This window comes from Bacillus alkalicellulosilyticus, from assembly GCF_002019795.1.
GTDB lineage: Bacteria > Bacillota > Bacilli > Bacillales > Bacillaceae_F > Bacillus_AO > Bacillus_AO alkalicellulosilyticum.
Genome location: NZ_KV917381.1, coordinates 3,846,779 through 3,863,739 on the forward strand (window position 1 = coordinate 3,846,779; position 16,961 = coordinate 3,863,739).

Annotated in this window: 16 protein-coding genes and 1 other annotated feature; of the genes, 7 read left to right on the forward strand and 9 right to left on the reverse strand. The window is 37.3% G+C overall.

The features are described 5' to 3' along the window. Nucleotides 1-9: 9 nt before the first annotated feature. From ftsW to BK585_RS19280, 4 genes are all read right to left on the reverse strand, one after another. Nucleotides 10-1,143: a putative lipid II flippase FtsW gene (gene ftsW, locus BK585_RS19265; protein ID WP_078555558.1), complete on the reverse strand. Its 1,134-nt coding sequence runs from the start codon at nt 1,141-1,143 to the stop codon at nt 10-12. Nucleotides 1,144-1,317: 174 nt separating this feature from the next. Further along, a complete protein-coding gene (locus tag BK585_RS19270) occupies nt 1,318-2,958 on the reverse strand; it encodes a putative polysaccharide biosynthesis protein (RefSeq protein ID WP_078555559.1) in 1,641 nt (546 codons plus the stop codon). Between the two features lie 11 nt (nt 2,959-2,969). After that, the gene (locus BK585_RS19275; RefSeq protein ID WP_078555560.1) at nt 2,970-3,377 is read right to left on the reverse strand and encodes a secondary thiamine-phosphate synthase enzyme YjbQ; all 408 of its coding nucleotides are present in this window, start codon (nt 3,375-3,377) and stop codon (nt 2,970-2,972) included. A gap of 14 nt (nt 3,378-3,391) precedes the next feature. Then, a complete protein-coding gene (locus BK585_RS19280) occupies nt 3,392-3,772 on the reverse strand; it encodes a hypothetical protein (protein WP_078555561.1) in 381 nt (126 codons plus the stop codon). A 146-nt stretch (nt 3,773-3,918) separates the two neighbouring features. Here BK585_RS19280 and BK585_RS19285 point away from each other — a divergent pair, with 146 nt between their 5' ends. Next, nucleotides 3,919-5,196, forward strand: a complete 1,278-nt coding sequence (locus BK585_RS19285) for a BaiN/RdsA family NAD(P)/FAD-dependent oxidoreductase (protein ID WP_078555562.1) — start codon at nt 3,919-3,921, stop codon at nt 5,194-5,196. A gap of 309 nt (nt 5,197-5,505) precedes the next feature. Here the strand turns inward: BK585_RS19285 and leuS are convergent, their stop codons facing one another. Then, nucleotides 5,506-7,926 (reverse strand): leucine--tRNA ligase, encoded by a 2,421-nt coding sequence (leuS, locus tag BK585_RS19290; protein ID WP_078555563.1) that lies wholly within the window; start codon nt 7,924-7,926, stop codon nt 5,506-5,508. 75 nt (nt 7,927-8,001) lie between these two features. Further along, nucleotides 8,002-8,232, reverse strand: a binding site (T-box leader). 199 nt (nt 8,233-8,431) lie between these two features. On the opposite strand from leuS, the gene mnmL reads away from it, so the two are divergent. The 4 genes from mnmL to BK585_RS19310 all read left to right on the forward strand — a co-directional run bounded on the left by mnmL (nt 8,432) and on the right by BK585_RS19310 (nt 12,253). Then, nucleotides 8,432-9,403: a tRNA modification radical SAM protein MnmL/YtqA gene (gene mnmL, locus BK585_RS19295; protein ID WP_078555564.1), complete on the forward strand. Its 972-nt coding sequence runs from the start codon at nt 8,432-8,434 to the stop codon at nt 9,401-9,403. After that, on the forward strand, nt 9,400-9,978 hold the full coding sequence (gene mnmM, locus BK585_RS19300; RefSeq protein ID WP_078555565.1) for a tRNA 5-(aminomethyl)-2-thiouridylate-methyltransferase MnmM: 579 nt from the start codon (nt 9,400-9,402) through the stop codon (nt 9,976-9,978). The genes mnmL and mnmM overlap by 4 nt, the downstream gene beginning before the upstream one ends. Nucleotides 9,979-10,206: 228 nt before the next feature. After that, on the forward strand, nt 10,207-11,373 hold the full coding sequence (locus BK585_RS19305) for an IS256 family transposase (protein WP_078551372.1): 1,167 nt from the start codon (nt 10,207-10,209) through the stop codon (nt 11,371-11,373). Nucleotides 11,374-11,845: 472 nt separating this feature from the next. After that, entirely contained in the window at nt 11,846-12,253 is a 408-nt protein-coding gene (locus BK585_RS19310) for a hypothetical protein (protein WP_078555566.1), read from the forward strand. 137 nt (nt 12,254-12,390) lie between these two features. Here the strand turns inward: BK585_RS19310 and BK585_RS19315 are convergent, their stop codons facing one another. Further along, a complete protein-coding gene (locus BK585_RS19315; RefSeq protein WP_078555567.1) occupies nt 12,391-13,455 on the reverse strand; it encodes a tetraprenyl-beta-curcumene synthase family protein in 1,065 nt (354 codons plus the stop codon). 32 nt (nt 13,456-13,487) lie between these two features. Further along, nucleotides 13,488-14,264 carry an alpha/beta hydrolase gene (locus BK585_RS19320; protein ID WP_078555568.1) on the reverse strand — a complete coding sequence of 259 codons (777 nt, stop codon included), beginning with the start codon at nt 14,262-14,264 and terminating at the stop codon, nt 13,488-13,490. A 106-nt stretch (nt 14,265-14,370) separates the two neighbouring features. On the opposite strand from BK585_RS19320, the gene BK585_RS19325 reads away from it, so the two are divergent. Both BK585_RS19325 and BK585_RS19330 read left to right on the forward strand, forming a co-directional pair. Further along, nucleotides 14,371-14,886 carry a gamma carbonic anhydrase gene (locus BK585_RS19325; RefSeq protein ID WP_078555569.1) on the forward strand — a complete coding sequence of 172 codons (516 nt, stop codon included), beginning with the start codon at nt 14,371-14,373 and terminating at the stop codon, nt 14,884-14,886. A 114-nt stretch (nt 14,887-15,000) separates the two neighbouring features. Next, complete coding sequence (locus BK585_RS19330; protein ID WP_078555570.1) at nt 15,001-15,198, forward strand: hypothetical protein; 198 nt, start codon at nt 15,001-15,003, stop codon at nt 15,196-15,198. A 263-nt stretch (nt 15,199-15,461) separates the two neighbouring features. Here the strand turns inward: BK585_RS19330 and BK585_RS19335 are convergent, their stop codons facing one another. Continuing rightward, nucleotides 15,462-15,878 (reverse strand): hypothetical protein, encoded by a 417-nt coding sequence (locus BK585_RS19335; protein ID WP_078555571.1) that lies wholly within the window; start codon nt 15,876-15,878, stop codon nt 15,462-15,464. A 165-nt stretch (nt 15,879-16,043) separates the two neighbouring features. Continuing rightward, on the reverse strand, nt 16,044-16,823 hold the full coding sequence (locus BK585_RS19340) for a PhzF family phenazine biosynthesis protein (RefSeq protein ID WP_078555572.1): 780 nt from the start codon (nt 16,821-16,823) through the stop codon (nt 16,044-16,046). Nucleotides 16,824-16,961 lie beyond the last annotated feature (138 nt).

Here is a 16,961-nt window from a genome sequence, read left to right on the forward strand (position 1 = left end):
TTATCTGAGCTAAGCTGTTTGTAACAAATCCTCTTTATTACGCTGTTGCTTGCGGTTGCTCTTTGCGATATTTGCAAGAATCGCTAGAGATACCATTGTTACAAGTAACGAAGAACCACCATTGCTTATTAAAGGTAACGGAATACCTGTAATAGGAAGTAATCCAGTAACCGCCCCAATATTGAATACTACTTGAATAGCGACTTGAAACGTTATTCCATACGCTAGTAGGCTTCCAAACGGATTTTTACATTTTGCTCCGATAATAACTCCTTTTACGAGTATTATTGAATAGCAGGTAAGTACAAATAATACACCAATAATACCGAGTTCTTCTGATATTATTGAAAAAATAAAATCAGTGTGAGGTTCAGGGAGATACATCAGTTTTTGAACGCTTTGTCCTAAACCGACACCTGACAAACCTCCATGAGCAATTGCAACATAGGATTGAATCAACTGATAACCCTCTTTCGCCGCATATTCGAATGGATCACGATAGGATATTAATCTTGCCATTCGATAATCCGCTGAAGTTGCAAACAAAGCAAACATCCCAATTCCAACCGAGGAAAGAAGAATTAAATGAACCACTTTTGCTCCCGAAAAAAAGACAATCAAACCAGTCACTAACAAGATTGATGTCGCAGTTCCTAAATCAGGTTGCTTCATTATCAAGCCAAGTATAACACAGACGACAATAAGGGGAGGTAGTACCCCTTTTATAAATTTATTAATATACGCTTGTTTCGATGAATATACTTGCGCCAAATATATAATCATAAATATCTTAACAAATTCGGAAGGCTGAATTCGGAAGGGCCCGATATCTAGCCACCGTTGCGCATGATTTACAGTGACTCCAAACAAAACTACTAACACTAATAACAGAATTGAAAGAAGTACAAGTGGCATAGACATTTTACGATAAAATGGATAGGAGAAATTCATAAATATAATAAACATAACTGTCGCTATCCCAAACCATATCAATTGTCTTTGAATGAAGAAATAATAGTCACCCACTTGGTAAAAAGCCCACACATAGCTTGAGCTAAATACCATAACTAAGCCGAAAATGGTTAATAGAAATATTGTCCCTATTAGAAACCAATCATGATTTTTTGAAAATAGCTGCTTCATTCTATCCCCCAAATTCCTCTTTTACATAGAAAAGCGCTTTACCATTAATTATATCATCCCAATTAGTAGAGCGGAAGAGGGAGAGATTGACATCATTTGTGAAAAATGATGTAAAAACTGAATCTTGGATATGAAAGAGGTGTGTCAAGTATAGATTTGACACACCTTTTTATGTTACGAATTCGAATCCAACACCTTTTGCCGTTTTAATCTCGCAAAGCGGTGACCTAATATTTTTCCAGCTAAATGAGACCTTATGCTAAGCGCCATATAGACGGCGCCACCCACAATCGTTGAAATGGCAACTAATAAAATGGCATGTAAATGCGTATCTAGTGGAATCCAAACTTCTAATACCGTTCTTGTGATAACAACACTTCCAGCCATTATAGCAGCAAATATACCAATAAGTATTAATCTCTTTAACAGGAGAGTGTAATTGTAAGTAGCAAATTTTCCAATCGCCCAGACATTAATGATGATTAATACAGTATAACCGAGATAAGTTCCAACAACAGCTCCTAGTTCTTCTAGTGTTAAGACTAACCAATAGTTAAGGCTAATCTTTACTAGCAAACCAAGGGAAAGACCAATAACTGCATATTTTTGACGGTTCATTCCCTGCAAGATAGCAGATGTAACTGCGGCTAGAGAGAAAAACAAAGCAATGGGAGCATAAGATCTAAGAATTTCTCCACCAATCTCCACTTCTGAAAGACCATACAGTGCCCCAAATGCTGGGTACGCTAATACAGATAGGCCAACTGCTGCTGGTAAGGTTAGAAATAAAATAATTTGATAGGTTTGCGTAATTTGTGTTTGCAGTTGCTCTTTATTTCCTGAAATGAACGACTTTGTTATTGTAGGTACCAATGTAATTGAAAAAGCAGTCGCTAGAGCTACAGGTATAAGGATTAACTTATGTGCAGTTTGAGCAATTACCGCAAATGCCACATCCGCTTCTTCCTTTGAAAAGCCACGAGCAATTAACCCATTCACTACTGTAAACATATCAATAAGCTGAAACAAAGGAATTGCTAATCCTACAAATGAAAGAGGGATCGCATATGAAATTAATTCCTTGTACATGCTCTTAAGAGGAATATTATGATTAACTGTACTTTCGGCTAACTGTTCATTTAAGAAGTGTCTTCTTTTGAACCAGTAATACCCGAGAACAGCCAAACCTCCCAATGCTCCTACAAATGCCCCAAATGTAGCAAAACCAACCGCAACCCCTAAATCACCGTTGTTTACTCCGATTATTAAATACGTGACACTCAGGATAAAAGCTATCCTTACGATTTGTTCTACCACTTGGGAAACTGCTGTCGGTCCCATCGATTGAAAGCCTTGAAAGTAACCTCGAATAACTGACATAAACGGGACGACAAGTAAAGCCACACTCACCATTCGAATCGTAAACACGATGTCTTCCATTGTCCCGCCTTCAAGAACACTTTGATCACGAACAACCCACGTTGAAATCGTTGGAGCTAACCCATATAAAAGCAGAAACGTCAATAAACCCGTCAGCGTCATAACGATTGAAGCTGATCGAAAAAGTTTCCTACCTGTATGATAGTCTCCTAACGCATTGTATTTTGAAACAAATTTCGAAACCGCAAGCGGTACACCTAAAGTGGCCATACTTAATAACACCATATAAGGTAAATAGCCATATGAATATAAGGCCATTCCTGTTTGTCCAACAATAGCAGTAAACGGAATAATATATAATAGGCCTAATAGTTTTGAAGCAAATGTGGCAGCCGTTAATATTTTCGTGCCACGTATCAATTTAGAATCAGACATAATTCCTCCTGCTACATTGTATCTTTGACCAGCTTAATAAAATAATTACGATGACGTGGTCCATCAAATTCACAAAAATAAATGCCCTGCCATCTTCCGAGTACAAGCTCTCCATCAGAAACGATAACAGTTTGGCTTGAACCGAACGTACTTGCTTTTAAATGCGATGCTGAGTTTCCTTCCATATGTAAGTATTTCGGATGCTCCCAAGGATACACTTCATCTAGTCGCATTAACATGTCATGAACCACATCTGGGTCTGCGTTTTCATTGATGGTGATTCCAGCCGTGGTGTGCGGACAGTAGATAGTAACCATTCCATCAGACACGTTAGCTTCCTTTAACACTTTCTCGACTTCTCTTGTAATATCAATCATTTGGTCACGTTGTTTTGTTTTTATACTCATATTTATTAGCATATATACTATCTCCTCTACCAGCCTGCTTCAATGGCGCGATTCATTGTAATATCTTGAAGATGTAGCATTTTCGTTTCATCGGTAATTTTATCAAATGGAATTGCAGTAACCACGATATCAAATGGTTGATACGCTTCTTTTTCCGTTACTAGTCTTCCTGCAAAGTCTCGTTGAAATACGATGACCTTTTCCTTATCATCTATCGAAAAACAAAAAAGATAAGATGCAGAGCTTTTTTCATATAACCATTGATATTGATAATCTTGAAAATCAATGGTTACTTCCTTCTTAAATTGTGGAAGATATAACAAAAGAATATTCTTATCCTGATGCTTTGTCCAACCACCATCATCAGGCTCATAGCCTTCTATTTCTTTTGCGTGTTTAAGGTTCAACTGCCTCACCTCATGACGTGAATACTTGTATTTTCCATTTTACCCGATCTCTCGTATAAATTGTATTAATTCCACTAAAATCTTTTTAATTGACATATAAAATGTATATAATCACAATAAGCAAAACATTAAAGGACGTGTACGACATGAAAGTAGATGTAATTGTAATTGGGGGAGGCCCCTCCGGCTTAATGGCTTCGATTGCCGCAGCCAAGCAAGGAGTTAAAGTATTATTACTAGACAAAGGAGACAAGCTAGGAAGAAAACTTGCGATTTCAGGTGGAGGACGTTGCAATGTCACTAACCGAATGGACCAAGCAGAGCTTATTGCTCACATCCCCGGCAATGGACGATTCATGCACAGTCCTTTCTCTGTGTTTAATAATGAAAATATCATTACTTTCTTTGAAAACTTGGGAATCGAGTTAAAAGAAGAAGACCGCGGCAGAATGTTTCCTGTAACGGATAAAGCAACGACCGTTGTTGAGACGCTTCTCCGAAAAGTGAAAGAACTAGGGGTCATCATCCGAACCAATACTGCCGTTAAAAAAGTTCATTTTGATGAGGAGAAAGTGAAAGGGGTCACTGTGATGTCAGGGGAACGAATTGATGCGACTTCCGTCATTATAGCGACAGGCGGTAAAAGTGTACCTCAAACCGGTTCTACTGGCGATGGCTATCCATGGGCAAAACAAGCTGGACATACGATTACTGAGTTGTATCCGACAGAAGTACCGATTACATCAAATGAACCGTTTATACGTAAGAAAGTACTCCAAGGACTTTCTTTGCGTGATATTGAACTCTCTGTCTTAAATCCTAAAGGAAAACGAATTAAAACACATGATGGAGATATGATATTTACGCATTTTGGGATATCAGGTCCTACTGCGTTACGTTGCAGTCAATATGTCGTAAAGGCTTTAAAGAAATTTGATACCTCAACGATAGATATGGTCATTGACTCTATGCCTAAGCAATCGGAAGAACAACTTTTTCAGACCATACGAAAAATGCTTACTTATGAACCAAAAAAAGCGTTAAAAACAATAACAAAAGGCCTTATTCCAGAACGATTATTGCATTTCTTCTTTGAAAGGTTACAGCTAGACCCAACGAAAGCAGGGGCATCAGTATCAAATGAAGAAGTACGCTCACTTGCCAACATCATTAAAGAATTTCGATTTGCTGTAACTGGTACGCTTTCGATCGAAAAAGCTTTTGTAACCGGTGGAGGAGTATCAGTAAAAGAAATTCATCCAAAAACTATGGAATCTAAAAAGAAGAGTGGATTATTCTTTTGTGGCGAAGTGGTCGATATTCATGGATATACAGGCGGGTATAATATTACAGTTGCTTTTTCAACTGGATTTACAGCGGGAAAAGCTGCAGGCGAGAAAAGCAAACACGTGTACGAGTTATAAACAGGTTTATACACAGGCTGTGGATAAACCTGTTCACAGCTTTTTCTATCTTTCTTTACAATTTTTTAACGTTTCGACAGCATTTTCTTCACAATTCATTGCGCTTGTGGAAAACACTCTCACTTATTCACATTTTTATTCACAATCCAACTAGTTATCCCCAATCCGTTGTTAGAAAATTACCTTTATTATAAAAAGTTATTCACATTTCGACAAATCCCCTACTAACTTAAAGTTTTTATCAGAATTATTTCTGTGGAAAAAAGAGACCCTCACTAGGGATACCACCTTTGTGAGGGTCTCTTATTATTAGTTCGCTACAATATTAACAAGTTTTCCTGGGACGGTGATTACTTTCCGAACCGTTTTTCCCTCTAGTTCTCCACTTATTTTTTCATGAGCTAATGCCACTTCTTCCATATGCTCTTTTGTAGACTCTTTTGGCATGACGAGTTTTGCTTTTAGTTTACCATTGATTTGGCAAACAATTTCAATTTCATCTTCTACTAATAAAGACTCATCGTATGTTGGCCAGCTTGTGTAGGATATTGAACCTTCTTCTCCTAATTTGCTCCATAACTCTTCGCTCAAATGAGGCGCGATTGGAGAAAGCACTTGCACAAAGCCTTTTAGCAACTCTTTAGGCAAGCTCTCTTGTTTATAGCCTTCATTTATGAATACCATAAGTTGAGAAATTGCTACGTTGAAACGAAGACCTTCAAAATCATCTGTTACTTTTTTAACGGTCTGATGATAAATTCTTGTAAATGAATCGGTACCAGACTGTTCACTAATTTTCTCATTCAACTGTCCTGTTTCTTCATTGATAAATAAGCGCCAAATGCGGTCTAGGAAACGGCGTGCACCATCTAAGCCATTTTCAGACCAAGCAATCGATGCATCAAGAGGTCCCATAAACATTTCGTATAAACGTAACGTATCGGCTCCATGGCTTTCAACGATTTCATCAGGATTAACAACATTCCCTTTAGACTTACTCATTTTTTCGTTGTTTTCCCCAAGAATCATTCCTTGATTAAACAAACGTTGGAACGGCTCTTTTGTTGGAACCACACCAAGGTCATAAAGAACTTTGTGCCAGAAACGAGCATATAGCAAGTGAAGAACCGCATGCTCAGCCCCACCAATATAAATATCAACTGGTAACCATTTTTTGATTTTTTCTGGGTCTGCTAACGCCTCTGTGTTATGAGGGTCAATATAGCGAATATAATACCAGCAGCTTCCTGCCCATTGCGGCATTGTATTCGTCTCACGGCGACCTTTTTGTCCCGTTTCTTTATCTACTACCTCTAACCAGTCTTTTGCATTCGCAAGTGGAGACTCTCCAGTACCAGATGGTTTAATTTCATCCATCTCAGGTAAAAGAAGTGGAAGCTCTTCTTCTGGAACTGGCTTTAATGAACCGTCCTCTAAATGGATAATTGGAATTGGCTCGCCCCAATAGCGTTGACGACTAAATAACCAATCACGTAAGCGATACGTAATCTTCTTTGTTCCTTTTCCTTTTTCCTCTAGCCATTCAATCATCTTTTGAATCGCCTGTGCTTTTGATAGACCGTTTAAGAAATCAGAGTTCACAAGCTTTCCGTCTTCTGTATACGCTTGTTTTTCAATATCTCCGCCAGATACGACTTCTTTAATTTCTAAATTAAACTCTTTTGCAAACTCATAGTCTCTTTCATCATGAGCTGGAACAGCCATAATCGCACCGGTTCCATAACTTACAAGAACATAATCAGCAATCCAAATCGGAAGCTTTGCCCCATTTACTGGATTGATTGCATAGGCACCCGTAAATACTCCTGTCTTTTCTTTTGAAAGCTCTGTTCGCTCAAGGTCGCTTTTTGTTGAGACTTTCTTTTGATACGCTTCAACAGCTTCTCTTTGCGCATCTGTCGTCACTTTTTCAACCAATTTATGCTCAGGAGCTAACACCATGTAAGTCGCCCCAAATAACGTATCAGGTCGAGTTGTGAAAACAGTGATGTCTTCTTCATGACCATCAAGAGAGAAAGTAACTTCTGCTCCTTCCGAACGACCAATCCAGTTACGCTGCATATCTTTAATGCTTTCTGGCCAATCAAGCTCCTCTAAATCTTCAAGTAAGCGGTCAGCATAAGCTGTAATCTTCAACATCCATTGTTTCATCGGACGACGTTCAACTGGATGTCCACCACGCTCACTTTTTCCGTCAATAACTTCTTCGTTTGCAAGAACAGTTCCAAGTGCTGGGCACCAGTTTACTGCAACTTCATCGATATAGGCTAATCCCTTTTTATAAAGCTGTAGGAAAATCCATTGCGTCCACTTATAATACTTCGGGTCAGTTGTGTCGACTTCACGGTCCCAATCATAGGAAAAGCCAAGAGCTTTAATTTGACGGCGGAAGTTATCGATATTGATTTGTGTAAATTCACGAGGATGTTTTCCAGTATCTAAAGCATACTGCTCAGCCGGTAATCCAAATGCATCCCATCCCATTGGATGAAGTACGTTATAGCCTTGCATTCTTTTCATGCGTGATAAAATATCTGTCGCTGTATAACCCTCTGGATGACCTACATGCAGACCTGCTCCAGATGGATAAGGAAACATATCTAATGCATAAAACTTTGGTTTCCCTTCATCTTCCGTTGTTTGAAATACTTTATTGTCTTCCCAAAAACGTTGCCATTTCAATTCAATATCTTTATGAGAATACGACATTTTTCTTCCTCCTCTTATAAAATATGTATAAAAGCTTAGAAAACGATAGAAAAACCTCCCACCCCTAGCGTTATCGTTAGGGACGAGAGGTTGTTGATAATTTTATAATTCCCGCGGTACCACCCAAATTAGTAAATAAAAAGATTTATTTACTCACTTATATTCCTTAACGCGGAAAACGTCAGAAGCTACTTTATTCGCAACTGCAACTTTAAGGCGAGTTCATAGCTTCAATCCATTGACTCGCACCAGCCGTCAACTCTCTTAAGGATGTTAACTATTACTACTCCTCTTCATCGTTTTTGAAGTTTAGGATATTAATTTCAGATTTATCTCAATACATGTTATTTTATGAATTTGTCGATTTCCTGTCAAGACTTCTCTACCATTATTGCCAATTCTTTTTTAAGAAATACTTTGTTTTTACGATAACCAGGGGTCTGTTCGTGTTTTTATGCTGATTATGATAGGATAGGAAAAGCATAAGGCAAGAAAGGTGAGAAACATGGATAAACAGTATGAACCTGTTCCTCTTTTATTTGGGGAAAAACGTTATCACACATGGAATTTTCATTTACGACAACATTTCGGCGAAAAGATTTTTAAAGTTCCTCTTGATGCCGGCTTTGATTGCCCTAATCGAGACGGGGCTGTCGCAAGTGGCGGCTGTACGTTTTGTAGTGAACGGGGGTCTGGAGACTTTGCGGGTGACCGTACAGATGATGTTGTCACTCAGTTTCATACCATCAAAGACCGAATGCATAAAAAGTGGAAAACAGGTCAGTACATTGGCTATTTCCAAGCCTACAGCAATACGTACGCGCCAGTGTCAGAGCTTCGAGAATTATTTGAAGCCATTTTAAAACAAGAAGGTGTTGTCGGTTTATCGATTGCCACCCGTCCTGATTGTCTACCAGATGATGTCGTTGAATATTTAGCTGAATTACATGAACGTACTTATCTATGGGTTGAGCTAGGATTACAAACAGTTCATGAACGAACAGCTTTATTAATTAATAGAGCTCATGATTATCAATGCTACAAGGATGGAGTTGCTAAACTAAGAAAGCACGGCATTCGTGTCTGTTCTCATATAATAAATGGACTTCCTTTAGAAACTACTTCGATGATGCTCGAGACAGCCAAAGAAGTCGCAAAACTCGATGTGCAAGGGATTAAGATTCATTTGCTTCATTTAATGAAACGCACACCTATGGTTAAACAATATGAAAATGGCTTACTAGAATTTATGAATTTTGAGGAATACGTTAAGTTAGTTGTTGACCAATTAGAGATACTACCTCCTGAGATGATTATTCATCGGTTAACAGGAGATGGACCCGCTGACATGGTAATTGGACCAATGTGGAGTTTAAAAAAATGGGATGTCTTGAATGCGATTGAGGCCGAGTTAAAACGACGAAACTCTTGGCAAGGTAGGTTATACAATTTACCTCAGGGGGTATCATCACTATGAATTTAATTCGGATCCTCCCTTTTGCACGCAATTTACTAGAGTCTGTTCTTGGCGAAGGAGATGTTGCTGTCGACGGAACAGCAGGTAACGGGCACGATACCTTATTTCTAGCGCAATTAGTCGGAAAAACCGGTCACGTTTATAGCTTTGATATCCAAGCTGAGGCTTTAAAAAATACTAAAACACGTCTTGAAGAAAATGGGGCTAGCAACCAAGTCACGCTCATTCATAAGGGTCATGAAGGGGTGAAAGACTTTATACCTTCATCTGGTTACGATAAGTTAAAAGCAGCGATTTTTAATTTAGGCTACCTGCCTGGAGGAGACAAATCGATAGTAACCACCGCCGATACTACGATTACGGCAATAGAATCTTTGTTTGAGATGATGGCCCCCGGGGGCATCATTATACTTGTGATCTATCACGGTCATGAAGAAGGAAAGCTAGAGAAACATGCGGTTGTAGAATATGCCTCGCACTTGCCACAAGATAAAGCCCATGTTCTTCAATACCAATTCATTAATCAAAAAAACGACCCACCGTTTATTATTGCGATTGAAAAAAAGACGGTATAGGCCGTCTTTTTTTGATTGAGGACGTTATTTCTTACGGACCCTCAGTCCGCTATTTTGTTGAAAATGCCCTTTTTTTAAAGCTAACGGACACACGTTCCGCTATTTGCACAAAATAGCGGGAGTTTCGATTAAGTCCGTATAATTGTGTAAAAACAAAAAGAGTCATTTTATACCTTCTTGGCTACAATGTTTAACAACCACGAAAAACATGAGAAGAGGGAATATAAAATGACTCAAATACAGTTTAACCTAGATATTGATGTTTTAAAAGAATCTGTGATGAATTCGAATATTGATGCAGTTGTAAAATCTTCAATTGTATTAGTTCTTAATGAGTTTATGGAGAAAGAACGGGATGAGCATTTACAAGCATCTGCCTATGAGCGTTCTCCAGAACGCCGGGATTACCGTAATGGATATTATGAGCGTGAGCTACTGATTAGTATTGGAAAAATTAAATTACGTGTACCTCGTACAAGAGAAGGAGACTTTTCAACTTCTATATTTGAACGGTTTTCTCGCGTAGACCAAGCACTAACTCTTTCTATGTTAGAAATGGTGGTAAATGGGGTGTCAACACGAAAAGTAAAAAACATTGTAGAACAACTTTGCGGAGAAAGTGTATCCAAATCATTTGTTTCGTCCCTAACGGAGAAGCTTGATCCTGTTGTGAATAAATGGGCTAATCGACCACTTAATGTCCAGTATTTTCCTTACCTCTATGCAGATGCCATGTATATTAAGGTGCGTGAACATAATAAAGTTGTACCCAAAGCAGTCTATCTTATGACGGCAATGGATGAGGAAAAAAAGAGGCAAGTTATTGGATTAAAAATAGACCACGCTGAGAGTTTCGAGGCGTGGCAAGGGTTCTTCAGTGATTTAAAAGCGCGAGGACTCCAATCTCCTAAACTTATTGTCTCTGATGCCCATGCTGGATTAAAAAAGGCTATAGACCGAGAATTTATCGGAACTTCATGGCAAAGGTGTTCCGTTCACTTTAAACGAAACATTATTAATAAACTTCCCAAAAAAGGGTCTAGCCAGGTCATAGCAGATTTGAGAAGAATATACCAAACAATCTCTTGTGAAGAAGCAAGGAAATTTAAAGATGACCTTCTCATGAATCACCAAGATAATCCCAAGTTGAAGAAGGCAATTGAAATCCTTGAAGACGGATTTGAAGAATCCATTCAATATTTAAATGAACCAAAAATGTATCAACGACACCTATCAAGTACCAACTCGTTAGAGCGTCTAAATCAGGAAATAAGAAGACGAGAAAGAGTCATTCGTATTTTTCCAAATACACAATCAGCTTTTCGATTAATTGGGGCGCTATTAATGGAGAATGAAAACCTTCAGTTAAATAGGAGATATACTCTAAAGCCCTAAACCAGCGAGCCGCGCGAAGCGAGATTTTGGTTACTTGGAAGGGGGGACCCCCTTCCAAGTAACCAAAATCAAAAACTAACTATATATCATTATAGGTTGTAACATTGTAGCTAAGTAATTTACACATTATTCTGGACTTGACTGGAGTTTCTCTAGTTTTTCTGTAAATAAGAGCATCTGTGTCCGTTAGCTCTTTAAATCAGCGTTTTTTTCAAAAATAGCGGATCCTCTGTCCGTTACGACAAGAAAAAATCATCAGTTACTCGATTGCACTAATAAATATAGAAAAAAAAGTGTCTAATTACTTTTTATGGTATCATATATAGTAACTTCTATTGCACTTTGAAACTACTTTCAGTGCCATTCTATATTGAAGTTAATCTCCTTATACATAAATTAAAAAGTATCACGGAACGAACGAAGCCGTTTTATACTAGAAAAGGAGACATTTTATAGTTTAAGGAGGCATATGATGAAATTGTTTATAACAGCAATCCTATCCGTTCCTTTATTTGCAATAATTACTACATTTTATTTTTTTAATGGTTTCAAACAGGATTACTCTGTTGAATTAGTCATTTTAATTGTAACTTATATTGGTCCAATTATATTCCTTGTTAATTTAGTATTTTCGCTCATGATTGAACTATGTATAGATATTCTTAACAGCAAATTAAATTGGGCAAAATATATTATTGGATTAGGTTTATATTCGGTATGTGGCATCATTATTGGTATTGCTATAGGTCTTGTATTTTTATATGAACTAGATATTATATTATATGGTATTAGTGGTTTTATTCTTTATATTTGTTACTTCCACCTGTCGTTATTAATATCAAAAATTAGTTGGGTAAATCCATCTAGTTTGGTAAGTTGAATAACGAGTACAGTCGCTTCTTTGGAAGTGACTGTTTTTATACATCACACTACTTTTTAGCCTGTGTGACCGGAACAGAAAGAAATAGACGGTATGATAATATACAGAATCGTCTAGCTGTTATCGCATGCCCTTCTTTATTTTGACGACCAAACGCTTCGATAGAACTTACAGTTGAGAAAAAAGAAGCGCGTGGAGACACCACCTGTTTTGATGAGTCGTCTCGCTATTTTTCTAACTTGCTTTTGTTGCTGAACTTTTTTATCAGATAAGTAAATAGCTAGCAGTCCTTTAACGATTAATGAGTGGAAGGGCTCATCTCGTAACCCCTGAATCGACATTTTGGCTTTTTCTATAAAATACTGAAAGCGCTCGACCATATTTTCTTCTGACGGATAATAAAAACAAAAATTCAAATCTCCACCAGCACGGTCCTCTTCTTGGTCTATAAAGTAATCAAGTAAAATATGTAACCCCTGCACCCAGGGGAAATAGCTTTTTTTTAACTGAATTGCATCATCATTTGTTAGCTGAGGATGACTTGCATAAGCGACTAAACAAAAGATAGCTAGCGTTGAGCCTGCACATGCAGAAAATTCATACCATGTCATCTCGGGAAACTTTGCTTTATGTTTAGTAAACCATTCTTGTAATAACTCTTCTCTCTTTTCTTTCTGAACATGCTTGAACACTTGCAAATCACAATAATAATCACAGAGTTCAAGTAAATGAGGGGCAATTACTGAATAATTCGGCAATGATACTAAAGCGTTTTGGCAGGTTCCTACTAGTTCTTTTAGATACCCATTATCATCCTGGTCTTCCCGCTGTTCATAATAATTGATACGATTTACTCCAGGCGTTAAAGCATGTTTCATTGATAAATGTAACATTTGAAAATCGGCTGGGTCTTGTGACGTACTGCGATCGCATAAGTTATCTAGGTAATCACTTATCGTTTGATACGCGACTATAAAGCTAAGAACATTATCAAATTGTTCTTTTGCTAGCAATCCGTAAATCCCTCCACCCACACAATGAAACGTTTTTGTTTCAATACTCATAAGTGCCTGATTTCGCAACTCTTCATTGGGGATAACACTTGCTTTTTCTTTCCACTTACGGAGTAAATGATGAACATCGGGAACAACTTTTCGATAAATGCCTGCCATTAACGTCCATGAATTGGTCGGTGTCTTCATAATTGCACCTCATTTCTACATAAAACCGTCTATCATAAATGTAACTCGACAAAGCTTTTTGCATATTCAAATACTCGCTCACGTTCTGGTTCATTAAAAATTTCGTGATAAAGTCCCTTCCATTCTTTATACGATTTATCCTCAAGCTGTAAGGCATTAAACCACTGTCTAGTTGCCTCTTTATCTACAATATAATCATCTCCAGCCTGCATGACAAGAATCGGAACCTCTGGGAACTTACCTACCTCTTGATGGCTAAGTTGCATGGCTTTTGTTAATTCTTGATACCATCGAAGAGAAACCTTGGTGACTCTTAACTCATCTTTTAAATATTCCTCTCGAATTTGTTCGTTTCGAGTGACATTATGTGTTTGGATTCCAGACTTTGCTTGGAGCTCTGGTAAGACATAGTGTAAGGTTTTGGCTGCCCACCTTTTAACGGGTGTAGGTGGTTTCTTAAGTTTTAAACATGGGGATGACAAAATCACTCCATGAAAAGGAAGTTGCTTTTTCATCATTGTACGGATCGAGGCTAGCCCTCCCATACTATGACCTAGTAAAAAAACTGGTAGCTCATATTTAGAAGCTTCCGTATACCAGGAAACAATCGTATCAATATATTGAGTGAATGACTTGATATGCCCCCGTTTTCCTCGTGTTTTTCCTTGTCCAGGTAGGTCTCCGGTAATCACATGAAAACCAGCAGCATTCCAACGTTCTGCCACCCAGCGGTAACGCCCCTGATGCTCTCCTGCACCATGAACAATCACAATGACACCTCTAGGCTGCTGTACCTCCCACTTCAACATATGCATCCCTCCTTTTTCTATATATATTCACTGTTATTCTTTTTCTCACACATTTTTGATACACTTGCTATATGTCTTGATATCGTAAAGAAAGGTTGTGTCATTTATGATTTATCCATATAAAAATAGATATCCTGAGATTGCTAACACTGTATTTCTAGCCGATTTTGTAACGATTACTGGCGATGTCATAATTGGTGACTATTCTAGCATCTGGTTTAATACCGTAATCCGCGGCGATGTGTCACCGACGGTCATCGGAGAACGAGTCAATATTCAAGATAACTGCGTCCTTCATCAAAGTCCAGCATACCCACTTATAATTGAAGATGATGTCACAGTCGGTCATCAAGTCATATTACATAGCTGTAAATTAAAGAAAAATTCTCTTATTGGTATGGGTTCTATTATACTAGATGGGGCCGTTGTTGGCGAAGGTGCGTTTATCGGAGCTGGTAGTTTAGTTTCTCAGGGAAAAGTGATTCCTCCTAATACTCTAGCCTTTGGACGACCTGCCAAAGTAATTCGAGAGCTAACAGAGGAAGATAAAAAGGACATGGAACGTATTCGCACACAGTATGTAGAAAAAGGTCAGTATTACAAAGGACTTCAGCAGGAGTAGCTAGCAAATTTTCAAAACTTGTGTGAGATCGTATTTAAACCTTAGTACATTTCGCAAAAACTTAAAAATAGTATATACTTGACTAACATTCATATTCAAAAAGGAGCATGTCCAATGACCGAGAACAACCAATCTGAAGCACCAAAAAAGAAAATTAACCTGCAAGACGCAATCAAGCAACAGCTTGAAATGAAGAAAAAGAACCTGTCCTCTGCTAATAAAGGCAAAACAAATGCCGATCTTTCCACAAAAAAAATGAAAAGCCAGCAAACGAAAAAAACAAACAATACCCGTAGAAAAATGGGTGTCTAATTAACGCATAAAATCAGAAAGACGGGTATCTAGTAAGGTTGTTCTAACGTTTTAAGGGCTATTTACCACAGTATCGTGGAAGATATCCCTCACCAAATCTAACTCACTTCCAGATGGACAAATTGGGCGAGCACAGAGAATTCACCCTAACTAAAAAAACAAACAAAGCATTCAAGGACAGTTACTTGAATGCTTTATTATATTATTCTTTTTTATGACTATTATTTTTTACTCCTACCTAAAACACTAATAATTCCACTGTATCAACGTTTTATCTGCAACTTTATCACATCTTGGTTATCTTTGAATTTTACAGTGAATGTATATTGATCTTCCTCGTAAGTCTCAAAGTTAACAGTACCTACTAAAAAAGTAATAACATTCCCTTCAATGCTTGTTTCCATATCTCCAACATTACCTGTAATCAAACCATCTCTACTATCAAATTCAATATCAATATTATCAATTTCTTCCTGTGATATCTCAAAACCTTTAGCTTCCATTTCAATCCAACTTACCATTTTCTCTTCATACAATTCTGAATTGTATATATAACTAACATTCCAGTATTCTCCTTCTCCATAAAATATTACTTTGTCGGAAACAATCGTTTGTGTTGATGCAAAACAAGCCGTTAAAGTTAGTATTAAAAAAATACCGAACAATACTCTCAACTTCATGATAAAATCTCCTTTTTAGTAATAGTTTTCTACATAATAATACTATTTTCTTCTACAAAACTGCCTCGTTCAGCACATTAACTTCTTAAAAAAGCATTACTTCCTTCTTGAAGTAATACCCTCCGTTCGATCTCAAAATTATAATAAGGTGTTAAACAAATTCTCCTAAACATATATATATCCTTTTAAATAAGAAACAGCTTCACCAGAAATTCTTATTGTTTCACCTAAATCAGTACAATACAGCTTGCCGCCTCTATCTGATAATTGCAATGCGACAAGTTCAGTTTTATTTAATCTCTTTTTCCAATATGGAACTAACGTACAATGAGCAGAACCAGTAACAGGGTCTTCCTCTATTCCTACTTTTGGTGCAAAAAATCTCGATACAAAATCTACTTCTTTTCCTTTAGCTGTCACTATTACCCCAAGTCCATCTAATTTTTTTAGTTCATTCATATTTAATTCAAGACTTAAAATATCATCTTCTGTATCAAAAACTGCTAAATAGTCTCTGGACATATAGACCTCTATTGGTGTTTTACCTAAGCCCTTAATAAGTTCCTCTGGCGCTTCACATTTTTCTCCTTCTCTTGAAGGAAAATTCAATATATATTGCCCGTCATCCTTAGATACTTCTAACATACCACTTTTTGTATTGAACTTTACATTCTTTATATCTTCAACTAAATATGTACATATTACATAAGCAGACGCTAATGTTGCGTGTCCACATAAGTCTACTTCCCCTTTTGGTGTAAACCATCTTAACTCATATTCATCACCCTTTTTTACAAAAAAAGCAGTTTCAGATAAATTATTTTCTGCTGCAATATTTTGCAATATATCGTCTCTTAACCAACCATTTAATGGACATACAGCCGCTGGATTTCCTTTAAATAGTTCATTTGTAAATGCATCAATCTGATAAATTGGGATTCTCATTTTCTTATTCTCCTTGTTGTTTTTTTATATTTCAATACTACTTTTGAACACTACTTTTTCATTTCCTTTACCTTAGTTTTTCATATTTTTCATAATTCCTTGATATTCACTAAACATTCAAATGCTACATTATCAGTA